The sequence below is a fragment of the Streptomyces sp. NBC_00258 genome (genome assembly GCF_036182465.1).
GTDB lineage: Bacteria > Actinomycetota > Actinomycetes > Streptomycetales > Streptomycetaceae > Streptomyces.
This window is the reverse complement of record NZ_CP108081.1, coordinates 557,107-581,996: the sequence shown is the minus strand read 5'-3', so window position 1 is coordinate 581,996 and position 24,890 is coordinate 557,107. Positions and strand designations below refer to the sequence as shown.

Annotated in this window: 17 protein-coding genes and 8 pseudogenes; 13 read left to right on the top strand and 12 right to left on the bottom strand. The window is 67.8% G+C overall.

The annotated features are described in order from the left end of the window. Nucleotides 1–153: 153 nt before the first annotated feature. Nucleotides 154–543: a hypothetical protein gene (locus OG718_RS02615; RefSeq protein ID WP_328843041.1), complete on the bottom strand. Its 390-nt coding sequence runs from the start codon at nt 541–543 to the stop codon at nt 154–156. A 1,013-nt stretch (nt 544–1,556) separates the two neighbouring features. Here OG718_RS02615 and OG718_RS02610 point away from each other — a divergent pair. From OG718_RS02610 to OG718_RS02600, 3 genes are read left to right on the top strand one after another with little or no spacing between them, the layout of a single operon-like run. Next, nucleotides 1,557–1,904, top strand: coding sequence for a PadR family transcriptional regulator (locus OG718_RS02610; RefSeq protein WP_328843040.1), 348 nt, complete (start codon nt 1,557–1,559; stop codon nt 1,902–1,904). 44 nt (nt 1,905–1,948) lie between these two features. Then, nucleotides 1,949–2,734: an HD domain-containing protein gene (locus OG718_RS02605; RefSeq protein WP_328843039.1), complete on the top strand. Its 786-nt coding sequence runs from the start codon at nt 1,949–1,951 to the stop codon at nt 2,732–2,734. Continuing rightward, complete coding sequence (locus OG718_RS02600) at nt 2,731–3,006, top strand: hypothetical protein (RefSeq protein ID WP_328843038.1); 276 nt, start codon at nt 2,731–2,733, stop codon at nt 3,004–3,006. The genes OG718_RS02605 and OG718_RS02600 overlap by 4 nt, the downstream gene beginning before the upstream one ends. A gap of 162 nt (nt 3,007–3,168) precedes the next feature. Here OG718_RS02600 and OG718_RS02595 read toward each other — a convergent pair whose 3' ends face one another. Continuing rightward, complete coding sequence (locus OG718_RS02595; RefSeq protein ID WP_328843037.1) at nt 3,169–3,522, bottom strand: hypothetical protein; 354 nt, start codon at nt 3,520–3,522, stop codon at nt 3,169–3,171. Further along, a pseudogene (locus tag OG718_RS02590) lies at nt 3,519–4,250 on the bottom strand (IS256 family transposase); the annotation flags it as partial. The pseudogene OG718_RS02590 and the gene OG718_RS02595, both read right to left, overlap by 4 nt. Before the next feature lie 67 nt (nt 4,251–4,317). Here OG718_RS02590 and OG718_RS54305 point away from each other — a divergent pair. Both OG718_RS54305 and OG718_RS02575 read left to right on the top strand, forming a co-directional pair. Next, nucleotides 4,318–5,361 (top strand): annotated as a pseudogene (locus OG718_RS54305) (IS630 family transposase). Between the two features lie 148 nt (nt 5,362–5,509). After that, nucleotides 5,510–6,952: an IS701 family transposase gene (locus tag OG718_RS02575; RefSeq protein ID WP_443054871.1), complete on the top strand. Its 1,443-nt coding sequence runs from the start codon at nt 5,510–5,512 to the stop codon at nt 6,950–6,952. Here OG718_RS02575 and OG718_RS02570 read toward each other — a convergent pair. The 4 genes and pseudogenes from OG718_RS02570 to istA all read right to left on the bottom strand — a co-directional run. After that, a pseudogene (locus tag OG718_RS02570) lies at nt 6,949–7,134 on the bottom strand (transposase); the annotation flags it as partial. The gene OG718_RS02575 and the pseudogene OG718_RS02570 sit on opposite strands and share 4 nt — an antisense overlap. Before the next feature lie 87 nt (nt 7,135–7,221). Next, nucleotides 7,222–8,742: a transposase gene (locus OG718_RS02565; protein WP_328843035.1), complete on the bottom strand. Its 1,521-nt coding sequence runs from the start codon at nt 8,740–8,742 to the stop codon at nt 7,222–7,224. Nucleotides 8,743–8,763: 21 nt separating this feature from the next. Then, nucleotides 8,764–9,534, bottom strand: a complete 771-nt coding sequence (istB, locus tag OG718_RS02560; RefSeq protein ID WP_266817962.1) for an IS21-like element helper ATPase IstB — start codon at nt 9,532–9,534, stop codon at nt 8,764–8,766. After that, nucleotides 9,531–11,129, bottom strand: coding sequence for an IS21 family transposase (gene istA / locus OG718_RS02555; protein WP_328843034.1), 1,599 nt, complete (start codon nt 11,127–11,129; stop codon nt 9,531–9,533). Before istA ends, istB begins: the two co-directional genes overlap by 4 nt. 540 nt (nt 11,130–11,669) lie before the next feature. On the opposite strand from istA, the pseudogene OG718_RS02550 reads away from it, so the two are divergent. Beyond that, nucleotides 11,670–12,040: pseudogene (locus tag OG718_RS02550) on the top strand (transposase family protein); the annotation flags it as partial. A gap of 260 nt (nt 12,041–12,300) precedes the next feature. Here the strand turns inward: OG718_RS02550 and OG718_RS02545 are convergent. The 4 genes and pseudogenes from OG718_RS02545 to OG718_RS02530 form a co-directional block, all read right to left on the bottom strand. Next, entirely contained in the window at nt 12,301–12,600 is a 300-nt protein-coding gene (locus OG718_RS02545; RefSeq protein WP_328843033.1) for a hypothetical protein, read from the bottom strand. Between the two features lie 201 nt (nt 12,601–12,801). After that, nucleotides 12,802–13,023 (bottom strand): annotated as a pseudogene (locus OG718_RS02540) (transposase family protein); the annotation flags it as partial. A gap of 18 nt (nt 13,024–13,041) precedes the next feature. Continuing rightward, on the bottom strand, nt 13,042–13,596 hold the full coding sequence (locus OG718_RS02535) for a transposase (protein WP_328843032.1): 555 nt from the start codon (nt 13,594–13,596) through the stop codon (nt 13,042–13,044). Beyond that, complete coding sequence (locus OG718_RS02530; RefSeq protein ID WP_328843031.1) at nt 13,593–14,168, bottom strand: helix-turn-helix domain-containing protein; 576 nt, start codon at nt 14,166–14,168, stop codon at nt 13,593–13,595. The genes OG718_RS02535 and OG718_RS02530 overlap by 4 nt, the downstream gene beginning before the upstream one ends. A gap of 339 nt (nt 14,169–14,507) precedes the next feature. Here OG718_RS02530 and ltrA point away from each other — a divergent pair. The 3 genes and pseudogenes from ltrA to OG718_RS02515 all read left to right on the top strand — a co-directional run. Beyond that, nucleotides 14,508–15,596, top strand: a pseudogene (ltrA, locus tag OG718_RS02525) (group II intron reverse transcriptase/maturase); the annotation flags it as partial. Nucleotides 15,597–15,639: 43 nt separating this feature from the next. Further along, a complete protein-coding gene (locus OG718_RS02520; RefSeq protein WP_328847665.1) occupies nt 15,640–15,957 on the top strand; it encodes a group II intron maturase-specific domain-containing protein in 318 nt (105 codons plus the stop codon). A 141-nt stretch (nt 15,958–16,098) separates the two neighbouring features. Then, nucleotides 16,099–16,698: pseudogene (locus tag OG718_RS02515) on the top strand (IS110 family transposase); the annotation flags it as partial. Nucleotides 16,699–17,081: 383 nt separating this feature from the next. Here OG718_RS02515 and OG718_RS02510 read toward each other — a convergent pair. Beyond that, nucleotides 17,082–17,555 (bottom strand): annotated as a pseudogene (locus OG718_RS02510) (pentapeptide repeat-containing protein); the annotation flags it as partial. Nucleotides 17,556–18,527: 972 nt separating this feature from the next. Between OG718_RS02510 and OG718_RS02500 the strand changes: the two are divergent. The 4 genes from OG718_RS02500 (at nt 18,528) to OG718_RS02485 (ending at nt 24,329) form a co-directional block, all read left to right on the top strand. After that, nucleotides 18,528–20,048: a site-specific integrase gene (locus OG718_RS02500; protein WP_246886750.1), complete on the top strand. Its 1,521-nt coding sequence runs from the start codon at nt 18,528–18,530 to the stop codon at nt 20,046–20,048. A gap of 77 nt (nt 20,049–20,125) precedes the next feature. Next, nucleotides 20,126–21,778 (top strand): hypothetical protein, encoded by a 1,653-nt coding sequence (locus tag OG718_RS02495; RefSeq protein WP_307841095.1) that lies wholly within the window; start codon nt 20,126–20,128, stop codon nt 21,776–21,778. Beyond that, nucleotides 21,775–23,922: an integrase gene (locus tag OG718_RS02490; RefSeq protein WP_307841096.1), complete on the top strand. Its 2,148-nt coding sequence runs from the start codon at nt 21,775–21,777 to the stop codon at nt 23,920–23,922. Before OG718_RS02495 ends, OG718_RS02490 begins: the two co-directional genes overlap by 4 nt. Further along, a complete protein-coding gene (locus tag OG718_RS02485) occupies nt 23,919–24,329 on the top strand; it encodes a hypothetical protein (RefSeq protein WP_069757853.1) in 411 nt (136 codons plus the stop codon). Before OG718_RS02490 ends, OG718_RS02485 begins: the two co-directional genes overlap by 4 nt. Nucleotides 24,330–24,890: the final 561 nt, after the last annotated feature.

Genomic DNA, 24,890 nt, shown 5'->3' with positions numbered 1-24,890 from the left:
GCGAGGCTCACCTGGACCTCTTCCGCTGGCTGCATCGCTACAACACAGTCCGACGCCACTCCCGCCTCGGCCACCGCAGCCCGATCGCCTATGAACGGGCACTCCAAACAACATCAACTACGCAGGCCGAAGCCGCATAGCCCGTGTTCAGGATCAGGGGTCAAGGCCCGTATCGATCACCCTCCGCCACAGCTGTGTCGGAGGGGTAGGTGCGGCGACGCACGGTTTCACCTTCACTTCGATCACGAGGATGTTCAGGCGGCGGCCAGCAGGTCGAGGGTGGACTCGACGGCGGCGAGCTGGGTGATGACGTAGGCGATCCCACTTGTCGGCCGGGTGCAGGGCGGCGTGCGGGGCGACGGTGCCGGTGATGAGCCGGCGCACCTCAACGAGGTGCTCGTGGATCACACCGATCTCGTAGGCGCGGAGCACACTGGTGAAGAGGCAGTGTTCCGACCATGCGCTATTCAGCGTCCTCGCAAGCGCGAAGTAGTCCACCAGCTGTTGTCGTTGGTGTGTTTGGCCCAGCATCGATCCGATCATGCAAGCGCGGGTATGATGCAACGGCCTCATCTCAAGGCAGGGCCGGGACCTATGGACGCGTGGAATGACGTGGGCCCAGCTCTAGGGGGAGCCTACGTCGTCCGCGTAGGTTCCGGCCCAATGAGATGAGGTGCAGGAATGGTCGCCACGGAGTCTGGCCAGGTGAGATCTGGTTGGTTACGTAAGGCAGCTTCGCGGGTTGCGGTCGCCTTGGGAGTGAAAGCTCTCTGGACCGTACTGGTGAAGATGCTTGACCATAACGGAGTTGATCTCTAACTCCGTGTGAGGCGGAAGCGGTCTGCAACCCAGAACGTGTAGAGGTCCGGCAGGCATCCCCCTTCTTGCCGGACCGCGGTTCCGCGGTTTGGGAGACGATTCGCTTCTGCCTCACTTCCTGCCCCCTCTGTTTCCCGGCTTGCATAATTCGTCTGGCGACGGGCGGAAGTCCTAGTCCTGGCAGGCTGCGAGGTAGTCCGCCCAGCTGTCCTGCGCGTACTGGGCCAGGCGTGTGCGGTGTTGGGGTGGATGCCGAACAGGTCGCTGACGACGATGCGGTGGAGCCGGTCGGTGGTCAGTTCGACGATGCGGCACGGTCCATCGGAAGGACGGACCACCACTGCCCCGTCGGCCCATCATGCGGGGCGCTATCGGCGCCCGCGGCCGGTACCCATGGTCCGGCGGCCCTGCCACGGATACGGAAGCACCGCACCCTCACCCGCATCCGCGCCTTCGAGCCCAGCGCCCCACCAGGGAGGGCAAGCCCCGCTGCTCGCGTGGCCAGCACAGTGAGATCCATGAAGCGTTGCCCCTTTTCCTGGCGGTGACGTGTGGTCGACGGGCTTGCCGACGGACCGTCATGTAGGAGTGCGCTGCGGCTTGTTGATCGTGACGCGTCTGCCGTGTGGTGCTCGTCACTCCCCTGGGGCGGGGGAGGGGCTGCCTCTCCCCGACGGGGCCTCACGCGCCGTCACTATCCCTAAGCACCCTATATATAGGCTATGTAGAGTACGAGTATGGGTATGCTGCGTATGACCCTGCAGACTCAACTGGTCCTGCGGGCTTTGCTGGAGGACCCCGCCAAGCAGCGGTACGGCCTGGAGCTGTGCGAGCTGGCGGGACTGCCATCAGGCACGATCTATCCGATCCTGGCCCGGCTGGAGCAGTTCGGTTGGGTGGACAGCATCTGGGAGGATCCGGCCGTCCATGAGACGGCCGGCCGGCCGCGCCGCCGCTTCTACCGGATCACCCAGGACGGCACCGTGCAGGCCCGCGACGCCCTGGCCCGCGCCTACCGGTCCCGGAAACAACCCCTGCCCGGCTGGGCGGCCGTCCGCCCGGCATCTGAGGGAGGCCCGTCATGAAGGCCCGCCACCGGTTAGGGCTGCGCCCCGCCGTGAGGACAGGCGTGGCACCGTCTCTCGACGGCCTGCTCGCCGTCGTCCGCGCGCATCGCCCCGACGCTGATACTGCCCTGGTGGAACACGCCTACGGCGAAGCCGCCTTCTGGCATGAAGGCCAGATGCGCCGTAGCGGGGACCCGTTCATCACCCACTGCCTCGCCGTCGCCGCCATCGTCGCCGATCCCCGCATGCCGCCGCCTGTGGTCTGCGCGGCACTGCTCCACGACGTGGACGACACGGCCTGTCCGCCGCAGCGGACTGCCGACCAATTCGGCAACGACGTCGCCGACTTGATCGCAGCGGTGCGCACTGCCGTGGTCTCCGCGTACCCGCAAGCCAGTCACGGGACGGTACCCCCGACCGATGCCGGCGACCTGTCACGAGAGAGGGCCGTGCTGGCCATCCGGCTCGCCGACCGACTCCACAACATGCGCACCATCGCCTTCGTAGCCCAGAGTCGGCAGCTCCTCAAGGCCCGTGAAACCCTCGACGTTTTTGCGCCCGTGGCTTCTGCGGCGGGGCTGGAGAGTGTCGGCCGTGAACTGCAGGACCTCGCTTCAGCGGTTCTGCAGCCCGCACTGTCCTCCCACGCCGTCACCGGCCGGCTCCTGGCCACCGTCACGCTGCTGCTGCCGTCACGGCAACGAGCGCGCTGGCAAGAGGAATGGAGCGCAGACCTGGCTGACCACGTCTCCCGCTACGCCCGCACCCGCTTCACACTCCGCGTCCTGCTCGGCGCGCCCCGACTCTCCATGACGCTGCGCCGCCCCCCGTGCAGGGAGCAGCGATGACGAGCGGCGCAGCGCGGCTGGGGGCTGCTCTCGGGGCACTGGCCGCATTCACGATGGCCCTGGTGCACGGAGAGCTGACCGCCTGGGCGGCCGGAGCGCTCGCCGTAAGCGGCCTCGCTCTGGTGGCGGCAGTGCTCTTCGTCCCCAGCGAGACGCCGGCCCGCCGTCTGTGCCGCCTGATCCAGGCCTGGCAGAGCTCCCCGGCCGAAGCTGCAGGGCCCGAACCGGGCCGGTATCCGACACCGCCTTCCCTCACCCAGGACGGGCTGTGACGGTCGCTGTGTACGGTCACCACTCTGGCGGGCCGTGCACAGCGGTGTAGACCTGGTCGGGCCCCATGCTGTTGAAGCCGGGTGGCCGCAGGCTGCCATCCCCAATGACCGGCAGGCGCGTCTCCTTGGAGGAATAGTCAAGACCTGTGGATCCGGCGTGGTTCAGCGGTAGCGTGGGAGTCCGCCGAGGTCCGGGAGCTCGTCCTCGAAGTCGCAGGCGGCAACGGCGTCGAGGCCGCGGTTCCAGACTGCTTTGAGTACGCGTGACACTGCTTCGACGAGGACGGGGTCGGGGTTGTCGGTTTCCGGCTCGATCGTGAACGGCCATCCGATGAAGTCTTCGGCCAGCCCGTCGTCCGGGTTGGGCCGGATCTCGAAGACCATCCGGCCTGTTCGGATCGTGTAGTGATCGTCGGCGGAGGCTCCGAGAGTTGCTGCGACGAGCGCGGTCACGGACTCGCGGTTGCCGCCTCGCAGGTAGATCTGGCAGCCTCCGTAGTCTTTCGCCGTGTTCACGCGACCTGCTCCTGTCGCTCGACCAGGATGCCGTTCTCGAACCGGGCGCCGGTGCGGCCCAGAGGGACCAGATGGGCGCCGGTGATCGCGCGCCAGCGGGTCTGGGCGGATTCGACGAGCTTGAACACCATCGCCAGAGCGGCGGCTGGACTGCCGGCCCCACGGGTGGCCTTGGTCCGCAGCCTGACCGTGGAGAACGTTGACTCGATGGGGTTCGTGGTCCGCAGGTGGATCCAGTGCTCGGCCGGGAAGTCGTAGAACGCCAGCAGTTCCTCGGCGTCGTCGGTGATCTTCGCGACGGCTTTGGGCCACTTGGCACCGTAGGTCTTCGCGAACGCCTCGATCGCCTTCTCGGCGTGCGCGCGATCCTCGGCGTTGCAGATCTCCTGCATCGCCTTCGTCGCGCCGGGCTGCGCGGACTTCGGCAGGCAGTTCGTGACACTGCAGGCCTTGTGGACCCAGCACCTTTGGTGCCGGGCTGCCGGGAAGACCTCGGCCAGGGCCTTCCACAAGCCCATCGCTCCATCGCCGACGACCAGCTCCGGATCGCGCATGCCCCGGCGGCGACAGTCGCGCAGCAGGTCGGCCCAGGACTCGGTGGACTCGCGCAGGTCCTCGGCCAGGGCGATCAGCTCCTTCGTGCCGTCAAGGCGGACCCCGAGCAGGACCAGGACGCAGGAATGAGCCTGCCCGAGCCGGACCTTCGGATGCACCCCGTCAGCCCACACTTACTGATCTCCTCGGATTGTTGTCGGGGGTGGTGACGCGTTGTGATCCCTGCGGTACGCCGGTGGTATGCGATACGCGCAGGGCGGCGGACTGACCGCGGAGCGGCGGCGGTTTCGCGAACAGATCCGGTACGAGGCTGGTGAGCGGTTCGCCCGCGGCGAGAAGAACGTGGTGATCGCGAAGGATCTGCGGGTCAGTGAGCGGTCGGTGGAGCGCTGGCGGCGGGCCTGGCGGGAGGGCGGGATGGATGCCCTGGCCTCCACGGGGCCGCCGAAACTTCCCAAGCTCTCCGATGGCCAGTTCGCCGAGCTGGAGAAGGAGTTGGCGCTCGGGCCGGCCGAGCACGGCTGGGAGGACCAGCGGTGGACCGTGGCGCGGATCAGAGCGGTGATTGCCTGGAAGTTCCAGGTCGACTGCTCAATGGCGGCGGTGTGGCGGCTGCTGCACCGGCACGGCTGGTCCTGGCAGTCTCCCGCCCGCCGGGCCGTCGAACGCGATGAGCACGCCGTCGGGTTGTGGAAGAAAGACGTGTGGCCGCAGGTGGAATGACTGCGGCGGCGCTGGGGGCTTACGTCGTCTTCGAGGACGAGGCCGGGTTCGCGATGACCCCGCCGCGCGCTCGCACCTGGAGTCGGCGGGGTCACACGCCGGTGGTGCGGGTGCGCGGCCGGTCCTGGCGCCGCATCTCGATCGCCGCGATGTGCTGCTACCGGCCGGGCGACCTGTCCCGGTTGATCTACCGGCCGCGCCGGCACCGCAAATACCGGGGCAAGGGGCGCAACAGCTTCGCCTGGAGCGACTACCGTGACCTGGTCGTGCGTGCTCACATCCAACTCAAGGCCCCCCATCGTCCTCGTTTGGGACAATCTCAACACCCATCTCGCCGCAGGGATGCGCGAGTACGCGGACACCCACGACTGGCTCACCATCGTGCAACTGCCTTCCTACGCACCGGACTTGAACCCGGCCGAGGGCATCTGGTCGCTGTTACGGCGCGGCCCGCTGGCCAATGTCGCCTTCACCGACGACGACCACCTCGAACGCACCCTCCGCCGGGGCCTGCGATACATCCAGCACCGACCTCACCTCATCGACGGCTGCCTTGCCTGAACCGGACTCACCCTCACCCACCAGCCGACAACACCCCGAAGAGATCAGTAGCGGTAGTTCGTTAAATCCGGCGGTGGTGTGGGTTGACGGTGAGGCGGGTTGGTCGTAGGCCGGTGGTAGGAGTCAACTGCTCGGCTGGGGGCTGAAGATGACTGCTCGCCGTCCGTGTCCGCCTGCGCCGGGGCCGTTGGAGGAGTACGCAGCCCGGTTCGACGATCTCTTCTTCAGCCTGGCTCAGCGGCGGGGTTTTCGTGAGTACCTGACGGGGCTGCTGGCGCCGCGGGAGCGGAACAAGACGATCACCTGCCTGGCAGGAGCTGAGCCGGTGGCCGGCGCGGGGACGCCGGGGGTGCAGCGGCTGCAATTCTTCCTGTCCGAGTCCCCATGGGAAGCCGAGCAGGTCAACGACCGGCGGCTTGAACTGCTGCGCGGGCAGTCGGTGACGGCTCCGCATGACGGCGGGGTCATCGTGATCGACGACTCGGGGGACCGCAAGGCCGGCACGGCCACCGCCAACGTGGGCCGGCAGTGGCTGGGCCGGCTGGGCAAGACGGACAACGGCATCGTCACGGTGACCACAGTGTGGACGGACGGCCGCGTGTACTACCCGCTCCACGCGACTCCTTACACCCCCGCCCACCACTTCGCCCGCGCCCGGTCCGACCCGGCCTTCCGCACGAAACCGCAGCTGGCCGCCGCTCTGGCGGTCCGCGGGAAGGAGGCGGGCTTCGGCTGCCGGGCGGTGGTCGCCGACTGCGCCTACTCCGTGAGTGATGACTGGTATCTAGCGTTGCGGGCGGCCGGCCTGGCCTACGTGGTCGCGCTCAAACCGCATCGCGGCACCTGGGCCCCGGTCGGCCAGCCGCATACCCCCGTCGACGCCGCACACGCTCTGACCTGGAAGAACGCCGACCACCCCGGTGACTGGACACCGGTGGAGCGTCATTTCCGCGACGGGCACACCGAGACCTGGTGGGCCGCTGACGCCCGACTGGGTGGTTACGGCCCCGACTCACCCTGCCGGCTGGTCGTGGCCACCACCGATCCAGCCACCCTGCCGGAGAAGGCCACCTGGCACCTGGCCACCAACCTGTCCCACCCTGATGCGCCCCACGCCGCCACCAGCCCGCATCCGCCGGCCGACCTCGCCGAGATCGTCCGCCTTTACGGCCTGCGGCCGTGGATCGAGCAGAGCTACAAGCAGGTCAAGGATGAACTCGGCTGGGCCGACTTCCAGGTCCGTTCCGACCGCGCCATCCGCCGACATCAGACACTGGTGAACTGCGCCTTCTCCTTCTGCTGGGACCAATGGTTCGCCCCACCCGGCCCCGTGGATGCCGCCGCGCCGGACCCGTGCCCCAACGAGGGGCCAGAGAGGGGGCTCAGCCCCGTCCCACCAGCACCAACAGCCCTGCTGGCCCAGGGCCTTACGGGCGATCCGTTCCTGGCTTGCCCCCGCCGTCACTCTCAACCGATGGTGGCGAGCCTGGACGGACAAGGACCCACCCTCCGAACTCCAGGCCCTGATCGACGCAGTCACCACCGGACACGGCATCGACCTCTACCGCCGGATTTAACGAACTACCGGTAGGCGTAGTCGCGGTCGGACAGTTCGCGCCGCTGGAAGGCAGCGTGGTCGTCCTGCCACTGCCTGGTCAGCCGGGTCACGGTCGCCGCAGACAGGCCGGCCGCTCCGCCGAGGAACTGCTCCAGCGCGGGGACGAAGTCGCCGGAGGACAGGCCGTGCAAGTAGAGCAGCGGCAGTACCTCGGAGATCTTCGTGTCGGAGTACGGGCCTTTCTGGCTCCGGCAAGAATTTCGTGACGTGGACGTGTGCCACCGTGCGCCGGTGACGCTCCGTCACCCGTGGCGGTGTCGGAGATGGGCCATGAGGACCACGCGGTGTCGGAGAAGGGGGACGCTGGCGCGACCGGCCATGAGCCGCTTCTGGAGCTTCAAGTCCGTAATGCGGCCTTCATTGACGCCGGAGTTGAACGGGGTGGTGATGCCCTGCTCGACCGCCGGTTGGTCCTCGCGGATGGCCTTGGCCAGACTGGCCAAGGGAGCAAGTCGCGACGTGGTGAGCCTCTCCAGCCAGTCCGGCAGCGGTGTGGCGTCTTGGGCATCGAGCATGGCGGCGAAGTCGCGGACCAGGTCATGCGCCGCGTTCAACTCCGGGCAGTGCGCGAGCAGTCGATCCAGCCGCTCGATGGTGTACAGACCGCGCCTCGGCGGCGAGGTGGTGATCCAACGGGCGACCTGGCGGGGTGAGGGCGGCCGCTCGCGCGGTATGTCGATCGGCAGGCCCCGACGCAGTGGCGCGACGGCCATCTTGACCCGCTGGTAGTGGCCGCGATAGCCCTTGGTGAGCAGCTCCTGGTGCAGCACCTTCGCGGTGTGCTCGCCCTCCTCCCAGCGTTGCCGCAGGTAGTCCAGGTACGGATCCAAAGTTGTGGGCTGACGCGGTCGCGGCCGGCGGACGCAGTCTTGCCAGGAGGTGGCCCGGGCGTACTTGCGCACCGTGCGCCAGTCCAGGCCCAGTTCACGGGCTGCCGCGTTGATCGAGCGCCCGGTGTCGGTCACCGCGTGCACCGCCTCGAACAGTCGCTTCGCGTGGCGGCGGGCTGGCGTGTCGATCAGGTCGGACGGCGATGCCGACGCGGCGGGTTCGGGCTCGGGCACTGCGGCCGACAGGCAGCCGCGGTGTGTGGCGGCGATGTCTGCGACCCGCTTGGAAAGCCCTTGCCACAAGTGAAAGCGGTCGCTGACCTGGGTCGCGTTGGGCGCACCGTCGCTGATGCCCTGCCGGTATTGAAGCGAGCCGTCGCGGCAGACGACCTCGACGCCTGGATGTTCCCGAAGCCAGGCGGCCAGATGCCCGGTGTCCCGTCCCGCCCAGAGTGTGAGCGGGAGCCGAGTGTCGGCATCGACCAGCAGAATGCCGTAGACCTCGGCGTACAGCGCGAAGTCGTCCACGCCCGGGACACGGGGCGTGGGTGCTGGTGGCAGCGGCATACGCATCAGGTGAAACAGCACGCTGGTGCGAGACAGCGGCGCGTTCAAGATCTGCAGTAGCCGGGCGCCGCCGCGGCCGGCGAGCAACACCGCGGCCATCTCCACCAGATGCTGCAGGAGTGGAGTACGACGCTGGTAGCGCACCGTCAGCCCGTCGACCTGCTCGGCAAACGTCCGACGGTCGCACTGCGGGCCGTCGCAGAACAGCCGCCGCACCGACAGCCCGATCGACACCGGGCGGCCGCCGACGGAGAGGTCAGCCAGCGTGCGGACATAGCGACTGTGCACCCGCTCAGAGACTCCTGCGCAATCCGGGTGTGAACGTCGGCGATATTCCCCAGGGGGTCTGTCGGGGCAATTCCCCACCCCCTGGGGCGTGAGTCGATGTCAGCTGGCCGGGGGCTTGCTGGAGCCGGAGGGCCCCTTCGGTCGCTTGTTGGGACGGTAGCTGGGGCCGTTCATGATGACCTGGTGGCTGGCGTTGATCAGCCGATCGAGGAGCGACTCGGCGACGACGGGATTCGGGAAGAGCGGATACCAGTCGCTGGGTGCCCGGTTGCTCGTGATGATCAGGGAACGCCCTTGCCGCTCGGAGACCAACTCGTAGAGGTCGTCGGCCTGGGAGGCGTTCATCTGGCGCATGGCGAAGTCGTCGAGGATGAGCACGTCTGGTCGGATGAGGTCGCGCATGCGCCGGTCCCAGGTGCGGTCCGCGTGGCCGCCGGCGAGTTCGGAAAGGACGCGGCTGGTCTTCGAGAAGCGGACGTTGGCGCCCTGGCGGACGGCCTGGTGGCCGAGGGCCTGCGCGACGTGTGTTTTCCCGACGCCGACGGGTCCGAACAAAATGACGGACTCGCCGGAGTGGAGCCAGCGCAGGGCCGCGAGGTCGCGGATCTGGGCGGCGGGCAGTTTCGGGGAAGCGTTGAAGTCGAAGCCCTCCAGGGTGACTTGCTGCTCGAACCGGGCTTTGCGCAGGCGCCGTTCGAGGGCGACGGACTCGCGGCGAGTGATCTCGTCCTGGCAAAGAACCTGCAGAAAGTCGAGGTGGCCAAGCTCGCCGCCCTGGGCCTGCGTGAGCCGGGCGTCGAGGGTTTCGAGCATGCCGGACAGCCGCAAGATCTTGAGCGAGTCGCGCAGGGCGGTGGTCATCACGCTCACCGGGCGGCCTCCTCAGCGTCACCGTTCCCCTGGTCGTCGCCGACGGTGCCGGAGATCTGGGTGGGGATGACGGCGTCGGCGAACAGACCCTCGGGGCCGTGCAGAAAGGCCGATGCGCCGGCGTCGCCGGTCTCGGGTTCCGGGTCGGTCTCGGTGCCGGCGACCAGGATGCCCTTGACGGTCCGATAGGACGGGTCGCCGACCGCGATCGCCTTCGCGCAGGCGGCCTCGAGCCTGGTGTCGCCGTACTTCTTGCGCAGGCCGAGCACCCCCTGGGCGGCCCGGAGCCGATAGAGGGCATTGACCTCCAGGAGCTGGTCGATCACCTGCCGGCAGGCGTCCCCGACCTGCGAGGCTTGGCCGCGGCACCAGATCGGCGTGCGCATCTGGAAGGCAATCTTCTCGGGCGGGTAGTCGTTCTTGTCGGTGCGTTTGCCCTGCTCAAGTGCGGCATGTGTCTTGACCAGTTCGCCCTCGTGGAAGACCTGCACCATAGTGGCGGTGGAGCGGACATCGACGCGACGGCCGATGAGTTTCCAGGGCACCGAGTAGAGGGTCCGGCCGACCTTGACGTGGATGTCCGGGCCGACCGTCGCCTTCGACCATCTGGCCAGCACGAACGGCGCCTCGGGCAGCGGCAGCAGGGCCGACGCCTCGATCGTCTCGAACACAGACAGCGGAGCGGCACCGCCCAACGGGCGACACTGCCGCTGACCTGCGACATTCCGGGACCAGAGCAGGGCCTCGGCCTGCATATGGTCCACCGAGGTGAACGTCCGCCCGCGCCAGTAGGAGTCGCGGACGTAGGGCATGGGCCGCTCCACCCTGGGCTTGTCCTTGGGCTTCAACGCCCGGGCCGGATCCACCAACGCCCCGTAGTAGGTGGCGAGTTCGGCATACGACCTGTTGATTTTCGGATCGTAGAGGTCCGGCTTGTCGACCCCCGTCTTGAGGTTGTCCGGCACCAGTCGGCGCGGCACCCCGCCGAAGAACCGGAACGCTTCCACGTGCGCTTGGGTCCAGGCGTGCTGATCCATGTGCGCCACCGGGCGTACGAACATGTGCCGCGAGGCGGGCAGCACCATCACGAACGCCCAAATCCGGTGCCGTTTCCCGGTGTTGGGATTGATCCACTGCCCCAGGAAGCCGTAGTCGATCTGTGCTTCCGAGCCCGGCTCGACGTTCTCCCGCAGCACGGTGACCTTGGACCGGGCCGCCTCGTCGGGCAGATTCTCGTGCACCCACCGGCGGAACGAGGTCAGCCCCGCCTGCAGCTTTCGCTCGTCGCGCAGCCGCTGATGGATCGTGGTCACCGTGCAGGTGTTCAACATCTCCACCACGTAGTCGCGGTGTCGCTCGATCTCCGGCCAAGTCAGCTGATTCAGCCGCCTGTTGGCCTGATCGGGGAACCAGCTCTTGATCAGTTTCGCCCAGTCGGTCTCGCTCATCGGCGGTCCGCCCGGGGTGATCCCGGCCGCCTCGGCCGGCGCCAGATACTTCCTGATTGTCTTCCGGTCCAGCCCGAGCGACGCCGACAACTGCGTCTTCGAGCGGCCCGCGTACCAGTGGACGTAGATCTCCACGATGTCCGTCACGCTGAATGTTCTCCTTGCCATCCGGATCGCCCGTCGACCCTCCCGGTCCGCTGGTCAAGGGACACCAGCGACTCCGAGTAGGCCCGGACCCTCAACCCGGCACGGGCATGCCCCAGGGGATCTCCATCGATTCGCAAGAAGGATCTATCGGTCGAACAAACCACCCGACACGGGGAAAGATCATCAACCCGAGACCACGACGGACATCCCCACCCATGACGGGCGTCGCCCTGGGGAACCGGCGTCACCAGGGCGGGGAATTACGGCGACAGAATCAGCCAGAAAGCAGGGAATTGAGCCGTCGCCGACAATCCGGGCAGCCAACCGGCAACTCTCGGGTACGGGCGGAAATACAGACCACACCGTTCTCCACCCACACCCGCTCCACCCGCACCGCATCCAGATGCGGTGACACGATCCGTACGAGGTCATCACACTCGCCGACGGTGCCGCCACGGGTGACGGAGCGTCACCGGCGCACGGTGGCACACGTCCACGTCACGAAATTCTTGCCGGAGCCACGTTCAGGTGTACGCCGACATCTGGGTCTCCGCAGCCCGACCGGGACGCACCTCGGAGATCACCGCCTGCCGCCACAGCCAGCTCACCGCCAAGCTGCGGGCGGCGGACCTCGGAGCCATAGCCGACCTGGGCTTCGTCGGCCTCGACGACAGCGGCCCCGACGCCGACCCGGCGGTGATCACCGGCTACAAGGCCGCCCGGAACCACCCCCTGACCCGCGGCCAGAAGCTGTCCAGCAAAGCCCTCGCCGCCGTCCAGGCCCCGGTCGAGCACGGCTTCGCCCATTGAAGAACTGGCGTGTCCTCGGCAAGGTCCGCACCGACCCGAAGTGGGCGACCGCGCTGGTGCGAGCCCTGCTCGTGCTGACGAACCGGGAAGTCACCCGCTGACGGATGATCTTGTCGCTGGACTACCGCCCCGGACCTGCCCGAGCTACCCGACGCCTACGCACACCAGATCACCTGACGTGCAGCTTTCACGATGCACCGGGCTCACTGAGATCCGGCGCCGAACGCTGCTGTTCGTGCTTGTTGGTGTCAGTCGCTGGTGTCAGCTGCCGCATGTGGTCTTGACAAGGACCCAGCGCCAAGACCTCAGGACGCCCTGCCAAAGCCTTAACCTGCCGCCACGCCTCGGACGGCCTAGTGACTCAGTACCGGAAGCGTGCAGTATCGCCGTCGATCCGCAACAGGAAGTCTCTGATGACCTCGCCCCCGCTCTCGGGCACCAATTCGAGGCCAAGCCCGTAGATCGCCTCGTCAGCCTTGATGGCCGCGTCTTGGTCTTTGCGCTCCCATGCAGCCCGAGATGCGTCAATGAACGGCTTGAGAACGGGCCAGCCAGTTGAGGGCTCGAACCGGCAGTCGGTCCAGAACATATCGATGGCTTCGAGTGTGAGTACGCCGACGACCTCATGACCTCGACACAATCGCCAGACCTGGTCTTCCATCACGGCCCCCTTCATGGAGGTTGCACCGTATCGCGGTCGTGGACTCGAAGAGCACGCATCCGACACCGCCCTGAGCTGCCGTTTCCGGCAGAAACCACAACCTTCCCCAGCTCCCATCCCGTCCGCCGTCGACCCACACACCGTGGAGCGGGCGTGGTTCCTGGCGTCCAGGTGGAGCGCGCCACTGAGCGCTTTCCAATCTCACGCTGATGCGTGGTGAAGGACGAGGACGGCCTTCACGACGTCGGTGATCCTGTTGGTGCTGCAGCGGAGCTTCCGCAGGAGGCGCCAACCCTTGAGAGTGGCCATGGCGCGCTCGCCGAGGCAGCGGATCTTGGCGTGGGTGGTGTTGTGGCGGCGCTTCCATCGCTTGAGGCGGCGGCCTCGAAACGGTACCCGGACGGATCCGCCGGCGCCTTGATACGCCTACTGCTGGATTCCTCAAAGAAGGTACACATAGCGGCGTCGTAGAGAGCGGGTTGGTGGTGCGGCTCGGCCCCAAACCCAGGGACGTGCACGGGAGTTGAGTTGGTCGGTTGCGAGGGTCGTGGCCTGGGCTATGTCGTCGGGGTTGGCGAACGACCGACTGGCGAGGGCGGCCTTGCGGAAGATGCGCCACCAGCCTTCCTGGAGGTTGAGCCAGCACACGCCGACGGGGATGAAAGCGTGGTGGATGCGGGGATGTTCCTCGAGCCAGGTCCGGGTGGACAGGCTGTTATGGCTGGACAGGTTGTCGGTGACGATCCAGATCTCGCCGGTCGGGTTGGCGTCCTCGACCTGTTGCAGAAACTGCTGGTAGAAGACGCTGTTGCGGGAGGAAGCGGTCATGGTGATCTGCTGGCCGTCCCGGACGCGTAAGGCCCCGTAGACCCAGGTTTTCTCGGGCCCGCGGCTGTAGTCGAGCTCGGCTTTGATCCGGCGTCCGTCGGGTGACCAGGCAGGTGCGGGCGGGAAGGTCCGGGGGATCACTGGCCCCAGCTCGTCGGCGTAGATCACCGTCGCGTCGTCGGGCGGGTGGGTGTAGAGGCCGATGATCCTTGTCCTTTTGGGACGAAGTCCGGGTCCTTCGACCGCATCCAGGACCGGGTGCGGCGCCAGCGCACGCCTTCGGCGAGCAGGATGCGGCGCACCTGTGAGCGGCCTACCTCGATCCCCTCGGCCCGCGCGGCCGCGGCCAGAGAATCCAGTGTCCACTCGGCCGGACCGGACTCGTCGAAGGCCCACAGTTCTCCGACGGGTTCCCACCGCAGTCGCCCCGGCGGCACGGTCTTGACCAGGGAGATTATCCGGGATCGTTCCTGCTCGGAGATTCGTCGTCTGCGGCCCTGCCCGCCCAGATCATCGAGTCCCTGCAGGCCCGATCGGTTGAAGCGGTGCAGCCAGCAGCGGACCGTTTTCTGGCTGCAGTCCAGCTCCACGGCGATCGCCGGCACCCGCAGTCCCGACCAGCTCAGCTCGATCATCCGGGCCCGCATCACCGCATCCCGCGGAGCCTTCCGTGCCCGTGACAGGCGCCGGACGACGGCCCGCTCGTCCTCGTCACGCTCCGGTCGTGCCCATAAAACCATCGCCCAGCACCCGTCCCCGAGCACCCTCAACTACCCCGCCACCAGGGCATATACCCAGTGAAAGAGGAATCCAGCAGTAGGTAGGCCACGGTGAATGTCTGCGGCGTAGCCGTGGCGATGCCGCAGGGGTAGAGCTGGGCGCCTCACCCGTCGATCGACTCTCAAGTGAACGTGGGAACCGTCCGGTGTCGTCCTCGCCCCGTGCAGCCAGCACGGCGGAAGGACAGGTGCGTCGTCTGCTGTTGGCGCCGGGCGGGGCGGAGGCTCCGTAGTAGTCCGAGGCCGGGAAAGCCGGCCGCATGGCCAAGGGAGCCAGCAAGTCAGTAGCGGAAGTACTGGATGACCGGGAGGACACTGGTGAATACGAGTGATCTGCCGCTCGGCTCGTTCCGGGGCGAGCGACGGGTACTGGAGATCCAGACCAAGCTGCACCGTTGGGCGAACGACGATCCTCATCGTCGGTTCGACGATCTTTACAACCTCGTCTGCGATCCCGCGTTCCTGGCCATGGCCTGGGAGCGGGTTGCGGGGAACAAGGGCGCACGCTCGGCCGGAGTCGATGGGATGACCGCCGCCTTCGTCCGGGAACGGATCGGCGAGGTTCAGTTCCTTGCCGAGTTGCGGGAGCAGTTGAAGTCCCGCAGTTTCCGTCCGGTGCCGGTCAAGGAACGGATGATCCCCAAGCCGGGGTCGCGCAAGCGGCGGCGTCTTGGGATTCCTTCTGTGGCCGATCGGGTGGTCCAGGCGGCCTTGAAGCTGGTGCTGGAGCCGATTTTCGAGGCGGACTTTGCGCCGTGCTCGTACGGCTTCCGCCCCAACCGGCGGGCTCATGACGCGATGGCCGAGACACGCTTTCTGGCATCCAAGACATACGAATGGGTGCTGGAGGGCGACATTACGGCCTGCTTCGACGAGATTTCGCACTCGGCCCTGATGGACCGGGTTCGGGCTCGGATCGGAGACAAGCGCGTGCTCGCGCTGGTGAAGGCGTTCTTGAAGGCGGGCATCCTCACCGAGGCTGGCACCTCCAAGGAGACCGTCACCGGCACCCCACAAGGCGGGATTCTTTCGCCCTTGCTGAGCAATGTGGCCCTCTCGGTCCTGGACGAGCACTTCGTCAAGACTCCCGGCGGGGCGCAGTCCACGACGAAGCAACGGTGGACACGACGCCAGAAGGGGCTGCCCAACTACCGGTTGATCCGGTATGCGGACGACTTCGTCATTCTGGTGTCGGGCACCCGAGCCCACACCGAGGCACTGCTTCCAGAAGTGACGGAAGTCCTCTCCACCGTCGGCCTGCGGCTCTGGGAGGAGAAGACACTGATCACTCACATCGACGAGGGCCTCGACTTCCTCGGCTGGCGCATCCAGCGCCACCAGAAGCGAGGAACCGACCGGCAGTACGTCTACAACTACCCGGCCAAGAAGGCACTTCGGTCCATCAAGGCCAAGACGAAGGGCGCTCTGCCGGATGAACGTCAGCCTGCCGCTGGCAGTCCTGCTGCACAAGCTCAACCAAGTGCTGCGGGGCTGGACCGCCTACTTCCGTCCCGGGGTGTCCGCCCGGTCCTTCCAATATCTGCGCATGATCGTATGGCGTCAGGTCTTTGGATGGCTCCGGCGCAAACACCTCGGCACCGGGTGGAAGGAGCTCCGTCGTCGCTACTGCGACGGCGGATGGTGGCCGCACGACGGCGACGTCGTCCTGTTCAATCCGGGCTCGGTAGTCACCACGCGATACCGGCCTCGGGGGACGACCATTCCGTCGCCCTGGCCCAGCACGATCTGAGGAAAGCACCTGGTCAACGGGGCTTGTGGAGAGCCGGATGCGGGGCCAACTCGCACGTCCGGTTCGGGAGGGCGGCGTGCAGAAACGGGCTGGGAGGAATCCCCGTACCGCGCTCCGCGCCGACCCCACCACGACGTTGCCTTGGTCGACTCCGACGCCCGACTGCTCGGCAAGCTCAGGATCAGCGACGACACGGCGGGCTTGCAGGATCTGCTGCACATGCTCGCCGAGCACGGCGACAGCCCGGACAATCCGATCCCGATAGCGATCGAGACCTCCCGCGGACTCCTTGTGGCCTGCCTGCGGGCCTCCGGCCGCAGGGTCTACGCCATCAATCCGATGGCGGTCGCCCGCTACCGTGACCGCCATGTCGTCTCCCGCAAGAAGTCCGACCACCAGGACGCACTGGTTCTGGCGAACATCCTGCGCACCGACGCCGAGCAACACCGGCCGCTGCCGGACGACTCTGAACTGGTCAGAGCGATCGCGGTCCTGGCACGAGCACAGCAGGACGCGGTCTGGGACCGCACCCGAGCCCACAATCGGCTCCGGTCCCATCTGCGGGAGTACTACCCGGCGATCCTCGAGGCGTTCGCGGACAAGCGTGAACGGCTGCTTGCCCGAGAGGCCCGTGCAATCCTGGCGATCGCGCCCACTCCGTCCGAGGCTGCCCGTCTCACCCGCAACCGGCTGAAGACCGCCGTTATCAGGGCCGGCCGCCAGCGCCGGATCGAGGCCGAGACTAGTAGTCCCCGCTCGTCGACCATGCCAGAACCTGAGCGGTGTCCGGGTACGAGAAGGCGAACATACGGCGGGAGCCCGCGCGCTTCCGGTCTCGGAGTCCTTGGGGAGTGCGGCCGGTGCCCCGCGCTCCGAGGGGAGTGCGGGGCACCGGCGTCTCGGGGGATGGTCCGAACAGGGTGTGCCGACGGGGTTCCGGTCGAGCGGGAGCAAGCGGGCTTCGGCAGGATTCCTTCCGCACCTGGCAGCTGAAGACCAAGATGATCGTCAGTCCGGGGTCTGCTGTATGTCCTTGCTCCGTCAACACCAGTGGGCAGCCTCGTCTTTGCGTCGGTATACGTGCCGTCAAGCTGGTCCTTTGTGACGCCGTGCGCGCCCTCCAAATATGCGCCCCTCAGGTTTGCGTGATACAGGTCAGCGCCGCTCAAATCCGCCCCCTTCAGATACGTGCCCCTGAGGCTTACTCCGCCCAGGTCCGCGCGGCTCAGGTCCGCCTCAGCCAGGTGCGCACCGCTCACTGCAGCATCCATCAGGTTCGCGCCGCGCAATTTCACGCCGGCCATGTCAGCACCGCGCAGATCTGCCCCGGCCAGGTGCGCACCGCTCAGGTCTGCGTCGTACAGCGCTGCTCCCCTCAAGTGGGCTCCCCACAGGACCGCGCCGTTCAGGTGCGCGCCGTGGAGATCGGGACGGAATGCCTTGTCGTAGGCCGTATTGCGGGTGCCGAGGATGGTGAGAGCTGCCTGGACATCGGCTGGGGCGTCCTGGTTCTTGGGCGGACGGGCTGCGGCGTGGAGCCGGATGTACGTGGCCAGGACGTTGGCGATGGTGGGGTGATCGCGGTGTGAGTCCTGCATGATGCGCTCAAGGGCGTAGATGCCGCCCAGGCGGACATCCATCTCCTTCGCTCCGAGGTTTCCCACCGCCGCGGTGTACCGGTCGGTGATCTGTCCTTCCTTGACGAGCGCTCTGTCCGCCCGGGCCTGAGCGTTGGCCTCCGTGGTCTGGAGGTTGGAGTACCACAGGCCGGCGACCGCGACGACGGACGCGATCAGTACCGAGGTCAGCTCGACCCGGCGAGCCCAGTCCAGGCCCTCCGCGCGCGGGTTCTGCCCGGGCCCGCGACGGGACCGGGAGCCCGGCATCGCCCGGCGCCGGCCAGCAGGGCGGGTGGTACGGCGTAGCCGCGGGCGGCGGGTGGGCGAGGACGGCATGCCGGTATTCGAGCGTGCACCGCGCTGCACTCGGAGCCGAACAGCAGCCGCCCACCCGATGGAGTGACGCGCTCTCGTGGCCGCCGCGGCCACTCCTGATCCTGCCCTGGACGAGGCGGGGCCGGAGCGGATCCGTTCGAAGGTTCCTCCAACTGGCCTGGAGGCGTGTGCGCGGTCAGGGACTGCCCTTGAGGTGTCGTGGTCCGCGGTCTGGAACGCCAACTCGGTTGGCGGGACGATGGGTTGAGACGAAGGGCGGGGGCTTCTTGCGGAACGACAGACGGCAGATCCAGACAGCGGTGCTGGCCAGCGCGGACTCCGATGACCCGTTGATGCTTCCGCTGGAGGCGATCGAGCTGGATGCCTTCCGGCGCCGCCACGAGCACGACACGTTCTGGTGCGGGCTGCTGCTCGGCGGCTGCGGCCTCCAGCTGACGACGAAGCTGTACACCGACCGGGTCTGCCACTTCGCCCACTACCCGGGACCTGACGGGCACCCCCACCTGTGCGGCCGCCGCGCCCGCGGCGTGAACAGCGCCGACCACCTGTACGTGCGTTCCCTGATGATTGGGCGAGTTCAAGCATCAGGGGAGGTGTCTGTTGAGGGCGTGGTACATGGTCAGGGTCCCGGACTCGGGGCGGTGGGGGACGATGCCCGCGGAGGGGGTTCTCGGCGTCGGGGACTTGCCGGAGGCGGTCGCCCGAATCGGGCTTCGTCCGGGGGCTCCGGTCTTCGTGGGTCCGGACGGCATGATCGATGCGGGCTTGTTGGACTTCGTTCGCTCCAAGGAGTTCCGAAATCTGGAGCCGGAATCAAAGCGCAACTACGCCACCGACATCCGTCTGTTGCTCGAGTTTCTGTCCTCCCGCGGAGTGCCGTGGTGCCAGGCGAGTGAACGGGACCTGGCCGATTACCGAGACTGGCGTTGCTCGGCGCCGGCAAATCCGGGGCGAATCGGCGGTACGAAGTGGAACCGGGAGGGCGCCGCGTTCACCAAGCTGTTCCGCTGGGCGAAGGTCTCTCCGCTGCCGGTCGACCTCTCCCGCCGGGAGGACCGGGCCCCGGACTCGGTCAGCGCACGGGTGTCGTGGCTGACGCCGCGGACCTGGGCCCTGTGGTCGGACATCGGACTGCGCGGTCACGCGGCTGGCGGGGGCGCTGCACCGGGTTGGGATGCGCGGACGGAGCTGCGGAACACCAGTTTCGTGCAACTGCTCCTTAGTTCCGGACTTCGCCGGCAGGAGGGCGGGTCGCTGCTGACGTTCGAGGTTCCGACCCAGCGGCTTCGCTCCGGCCGGTACTGCCACGGCCGTGTCGCGGGCGCCGTCACCAGGTCGAAGTGCGGGCGAGTCTTCTACGCCTCGGTCGATGCGGTCGGTCAGGTCGAAGCGTATGTGGCGTCCGAGCGGGCCTGGGCAGTAAGGCGCGCTCAGGCCGCGGGCCGCTACGAGCGGCTGCCTGAGATTCGGCTGCTCACGAAAGTGACCCGTGGCCCGAAGCCGAAGGTCGAGTGGGTAGACCGGGACGGCGTCGCTGGGGGCCGCGAGCTTGGTCTGTTGGGCTGGCGGGAGCGTCAGTGGCTCTTCCTGGATGGGCCGGAAGGGCCCGAGCCGGCCTGGTTGTGGCTGACCGAGCAAGGGCTGCCGATGCTCCCGGGCCGGTGGAACGGCGTGTTCAGGAGCGCGAATCTGCGTTGCGACGAGGTGCTGCTCGCGCCGGTGGAGCGGGTGGTCAAGCGGGAGCTGCGGCTGGCAGAGGTCCGCGGGAAGAGTCCCTACGCGACCCCTCACGCCGCGCGGCACTCATTCGCGCTCTACATGCTCATCGTGCTGAACCAGCTCATGGAGACACGCTACGGGCTCACCGCGGCCGACCGGCGGGACTTCGCGCTGCTGTTCGGTGACCCCTGGTGGTTGGTGAAGACCCTCCTCGGGCACGCGGACGTGGAGGTGACCAAGCGCCACTACCTCGCGCCCGTCGCGCACCTGCAGCTGGAGTCCATCCTCGCCACTGCTGAGATCACCGACGGCCAGGGCGCGGTGGGAGGCGAGGGCATCGACGACGTGTTCACCCGGCTGGCTCGGGAGACGGCCGGCATCCAGGACGTCGACACGCTGCTCGGGGTGAGTGGATGAGCGGGCGGGGACGGAGGGCCGTGTTGCCGCCGGCCGGCTATCGCACCGGACCGCCGCGTCCCCGGGACGGACTGGTAGTGACGGTAGGCAACAAGGCCGGCGAGAAGAAGGAGTTCGACTTCGCGAAGCTGCCCGCCCCAGAGCGTATGCGGCACTCGCTGGCCGCGCTCTTTGCTGCCCAGTCCCGTCGGTGGACGAGCCACTCCTCCGCCGACCACTACTGGAACCAACTGCTGGTCTTCGTGCGCTTCCTTTCCCGCCTGGACAACCCGCCTGAGGATCTCGACGGCCTGACCGCCGCCGCCCTGAAACGCTGGCGCGAGCGGAACATCAAGACCAACACGGGCAGGATCACGCTGGCCACCATTCGGGTCCTGCTGCGCGCGGACCCGAGGCTGCGCACCGGCCAAGTGGCCGAAGAGCTCGCCCGCCGGGTGCCACAGGGAACGCCGAGCAAGCAGTCGTACGAGGATGCGGAACGCGAGCAAGTGCTACTCACCGCGCAGCGCCAGTTCCGCGCCGCTTGGATGCGCATCCGGGACAACACCATCGTGCTGGAGCGCTGGCGGCTCGGGCAACTGCCCGAAGGCAGCCGTGAAGCGCAGCTCGGCCAGATCCTCGACGTGATGGCGTGCACCGGAGACGTGCCCCGCGCACGGCGGAGCGATGGCCTGACCAACCTGAGGCACCGTGGTCTCCTCGGCGGGGGCAGCGTCGAACGAACGTGGGGCCGGCTGTTCTTGACCCGGCACGAGCTGACTGCCCTGGCCGTGCTGCTGACCGACCGCTTTGCCTGGAATCTGTCCGTCTACGACCGCATGCCCGCGCCCACCCGGGCGCCGTCGGTTGGTGAGAGGACGACGGTGACATACCTGGTGCAGGTGGAGAAGCGGCGACCCGGGGCGGGCCGGTGGTTCAGCACGGAGAACATCACCGACTCGGGAGCCGCCTCCCCGGGACGTCTGATCACACAGGCCCTGGACGCCACCGCACACGGCCGCGCGCTCGCCGCGAAGCTGGTCCCCGGCACCGACCTGCTGATGACCGCACGCCTGCAACAAGTCGGGCGCGAGCGCCGCGATCTGGATCGCCCACCGCGCATCGGCCCGCTGGTCTTCGGTGTCTCCCGTGTCGACGCCACCAGCTGGGCTCGAAGCCACGGGCTGAGCGGATCGCCGTTCCAACGCACCAGGCGCACGACGGTCACCCGCGAGGGCAGACCCATGCAGCACACTCAGGGCACCCACGAGAGCGTCTACGTGCTGCCCGACCAGCGAGTCCAGCGAGCATCCCAAGCAGTCTTCGAAGCCGGCGCCCACGAAGCACTCCAGCAAGCGCAGGCAACCGTCTTCGGCGGACACCTCGCACGTGAGCCGAACCCCGCGCATCACGAGACCGCGACGGCCGATTGCGAGGACGACACCACCAGCCCCTGGCCCGCCCCGGACGGGGGCTGCGCAGCGGACTTCCTACTCTGCCTGGCCTGCGGCAACGCCCATGTCCACCCCGGTCACCACCCCCGCCTCGCCCATCTGCATCAGCAACTGATGAGCCTTCGCTCGGTGCTCCCCGATCACACCTGGACGGCGCGCTGGCACGACCACCTGCTACGCCTGAACGACATGCGCGACAGAGTGGGCCCAGCCGCCTGGAATGCCGCGCTGGGCCGGGTCAGCGACCGGGACCGCACGGTCGTCGCGCTCCTACTGAAGGGAGAGCTGGCCTCGTGACCTCCGCCCTCGTCGATGAAGTCGACCCGTACGTGCTGCCCATGCCGACGCCGGATTCCCCCGTCGTGATGGACCGGTGGATCAGCGCCGGCAACCGGCACCCCAACGGCCGCTACGCTGATGCGGTCTGGCCCTTGGCGCCACTCATCGACAATCCGGGCGCCACACTCTCCAAAATCCATTGGAGCAGGTGCCCGATCGGGCTGCGCGGCCAGTTGAAGCTGCCAGCCTGGATCATGATCAACGGCGAGCTGCGACCCACCGTTGTCCAGACCCGGGGACACCGCGCACGGACCCGCGGCTCCGCCGACGACATCCTGGAGACATGCCGCGAGTGGATCCGCCTTGCGCACTGGGCGCACGAGCGCGGCATGTCCGACCTCGGAGCTTTTACCGACGAGTGGTGGAGCGCATACACCACGGAGCGCTGGCAGAGCGGCATCACACGCGCTTACTCCGAGAAGGTCCTCGCCCGGCTGACCGACCTATGGGCCTACGACCAACTCGCTGCCCACCCCTCGGGGATCCCCCGACCTCCCTGGGACACCGAGGGCGTCGACGACTACCTGCCCTCCGCCACCGGTGAAGGCGGCCGTGAGAACACCACCGAACCCTTGGACCCGCAGGTCATCGGCCCACTGCTGGTCTGGGCCGGCCGCATGGTCGACGACCTCGCCGAGGACATCCTGGCCGCCTGGACCGAACGGCGCCGGCTGCTCAGCATCGCTTCCGCCAGCACCGCCACCCCCGCGGGACGCGCCCGAATTGAGGAGACCCTGCTGCCCCTCATCACCTCCGGAGCCCCGATACCCAGCACAGGATGCGACGGTGGCCACACCCTGGCCCGCGCTTTCATCGCCGCAACCACCGGTGCCAGCCTCGGCCAGGTCGATCGCTTCAAGAAGCAGCACGGGTTGACCAACCTGGCCGCGTACCGGCCCGGCCCATGCCCACTGGACGTTCCGGTTACCGGCCAGGTCGCCGGACGCCCCTGGCGCCAGAGCCTCGACTTCAATGAGGCCGCCGACCTGATGAAGCACCTCGGCACGGCCGCCATGATCATCATCCTCTATCTGACCGGCATGCGGCCGCAGGAAGCGCAAGGCTTGCGCTCCGGGTGTTGCCCTGACCCGGCGCCCCGACCCGACGGCACCCCTGGACGCCACCTCATCCGCAGCCATCACTACAAGGAGGTCACCAACGACAACGGCCACCACATCTCCGCCGGCGTCGAGCGGGAGGTCCCCTGGGTCGCCATCGCCCCTGTCGTCCGCTCGATTCGCATCCTTGAGCGCATCGTCCCCGAAGGGGAGCTCCTTTTCAGCGCCGCCCATCACGACTTCCAGGGGGTCAAAGCCCACCAGGGGGCGCTGAAGAACGGGACTCTGAACCGCCGCATCGGCAGCTTCGTCGCCTGGGCCAACCGCGAAGCCGTCGCCCAGGGCCTTCCGGAACAGGCCATCCCCCAGGACCCGCACGGTGAGCTCGGCATGGCCCGGTTCAGACGTACGCTGGCCTGGCACATCGCCCGCCGCCCGGGCGGGCTGATCGCCCTCGCCATCCAGTACGGCCACATGCGCACCGTCCTGGATGCACGCACATCCACCGGCTACGGAGCCCTCGGCCGCTGGGGCATCCACGGGGTGCTCGATGTCGAGACAGCCCTTGCCGCGGCCGACACCGCCGCGCGTCTTCGTGACCGCATGGCCGCCGGTGAGAAGATCTCGGGACCGGCGGCCCGTCGCGCTGTCACCGGCGCGACCCAAGCCCCGCACTTCGAGGGCCGCATCGTCCCCTCCACGTTCGCGAGGAAGGCGGCCGCCTATCTCGCCCGGGACGGCATTGTCCTGTTCGACAACTCCGACGCCCTCCTGATCTGCGCATTCAAGCGCGAGACGGCATTGTGTGAACCGGCAGCGAACGCGACCTCGCCGAATGTGGTCGACTGCCGGGCGGGCTGCGGAAACATGGCCCGCACCGACACTCATGCCAGTCAACTGCGTGATCGTGCCGACGAGATCGACCAGCTCGCCGCGCATGCACCCATGCACATCGGCAACCGGCTGCAGGCCCACGCCGCCCGACTCCGCCAGGCCGCCGTTACCCACGCCGCCACTGCCGAGACCGCCGAGGTCCTGAGATGACCGAGCAACCCACCGACGAGCGCACGCGCATCCGTGAGGCGATGGACCGCCTCCTGGCCGGGCAGGCCACCGCGTCCAATGGGAGTCTCACCATCGCGGCCCTCGCCGTCGAGGCAGACGTCCACCGCATGGCGCTGATGAAGCGGCACGCGGATCTGAAGAACGAATTCTACGAACGGGTACGCACCGAAGCGCAGCAAGTCCCCGAGGCGGAGCGCCGACTGCGCGAGTCCGTGGTCAAGCTCAAAGAGACCGTCTCGAACCAGCGAAGGGAGATCAAGGAACTGCGAGAGCTAGTCACCCGTCTCACCCTCGCCGCCGCGGTCCTGACCGACCAGCAAAGCCAGTCGGCGCCCCGCTCGCAGGTCCCAGACAACGTCGTTGCCTTCCGTCCGTCGGAGCAATGAAGATCTGCCATCCTGATTTCCGCTGGTCAGCAGGGCTGGTGTGAGGTTTCCGCGGGGTTCTCGTGCTGGTCGGGCGAGAGATCGTTAGCACGTGATCGTCCGTCACGGGCGGCCTCTGGGATTCCCGGGGCCGGGGCAGCGGGCCGCTGCATAGCCTCCTGGTGGGAGGTGTGTATGACGGATGTGCTGACATGGACGGTCCAGCAACGGCTTGAGCTGGAAGGACCGGCTGAGCTGCTCCGCAAGGAACTGTCCGGGATCGAGTCGCAGTTGGCCCGGCTGGAAGCAGCCGAGGTGGTGTTCGGGCAGTGGGCCGAGGCAACCGATGGTGGACGTCGGTCGTCGGGCATCGTGGAGCCGGAGCCGGAGCGTGTCGTGGCGGGGCCGGGTGCGGGCGGGATGCGTCTGGTGCCGGACCGGTCCGAGGGGATGGGGGTGGAGTCCCTGACCCCGGAGTATCGGCGGATCATGGAGATCGTGGCCGGGGCGGAGGGTCCGGTGATGGCCAAGGACGTCGCTGGGATGCTGGGTCGGGAGCTCACGCCGGGCAAGGTCGAGCCG

Bases quoted from the DNA above. Each gene is read 5' to 3' on its own strand.
- OG718_RS02615 (WP_328843041.1), bottom strand. From the start codon at position 543: ATGATCGGATCGATGCTGGGCCAAACACACCAACGACAACAGCTGGTG.
- OG718_RS02610 (WP_328843040.1), top strand. From the start codon at position 1,557: ATGGGTATGCTGCGTATGACCCTGCAGACTCAACTGGTCCTGCGGGCT.
- OG718_RS02600 (WP_328843038.1), top strand. From the start codon at position 2,731: ATGACGAGCGGCGCAGCGCGGCTGGGGGCTGCTCTCGGGGCACTGGCC.
- OG718_RS02575 (WP_443054871.1), top strand. From the start codon at position 5,510: ATGACTGCTCGCCGTCCGTGTCCGCCTGCGCCGGGGCCGTTGGAGGAG.
- OG718_RS02545 (WP_328843033.1), bottom strand. From the start codon at position 12,600: ATGGAAGACCAGGTCTGGCGATTGTGTCGAGGTCATGAGGTCGTCGGC.
- OG718_RS02530 (WP_328843031.1), bottom strand. From the start codon at position 14,168: ATGGTTTTATGGGCACGACCGGAGCGTGACGAGGACGAGCGGGCCGTC.
- OG718_RS02520 (WP_328847665.1), top strand. From the start codon at position 15,640: ATGAACGTCAGCCTGCCGCTGGCAGTCCTGCTGCACAAGCTCAACCAA.
- OG718_RS02500 (WP_246886750.1), top strand. From the start codon at position 18,528: ATGGTCAGGGTCCCGGACTCGGGGCGGTGGGGGACGATGCCCGCGGAG.
- OG718_RS02485 (WP_069757853.1), top strand. From the start codon at position 23,919: ATGACCGAGCAACCCACCGACGAGCGCACGCGCATCCGTGAGGCGATG.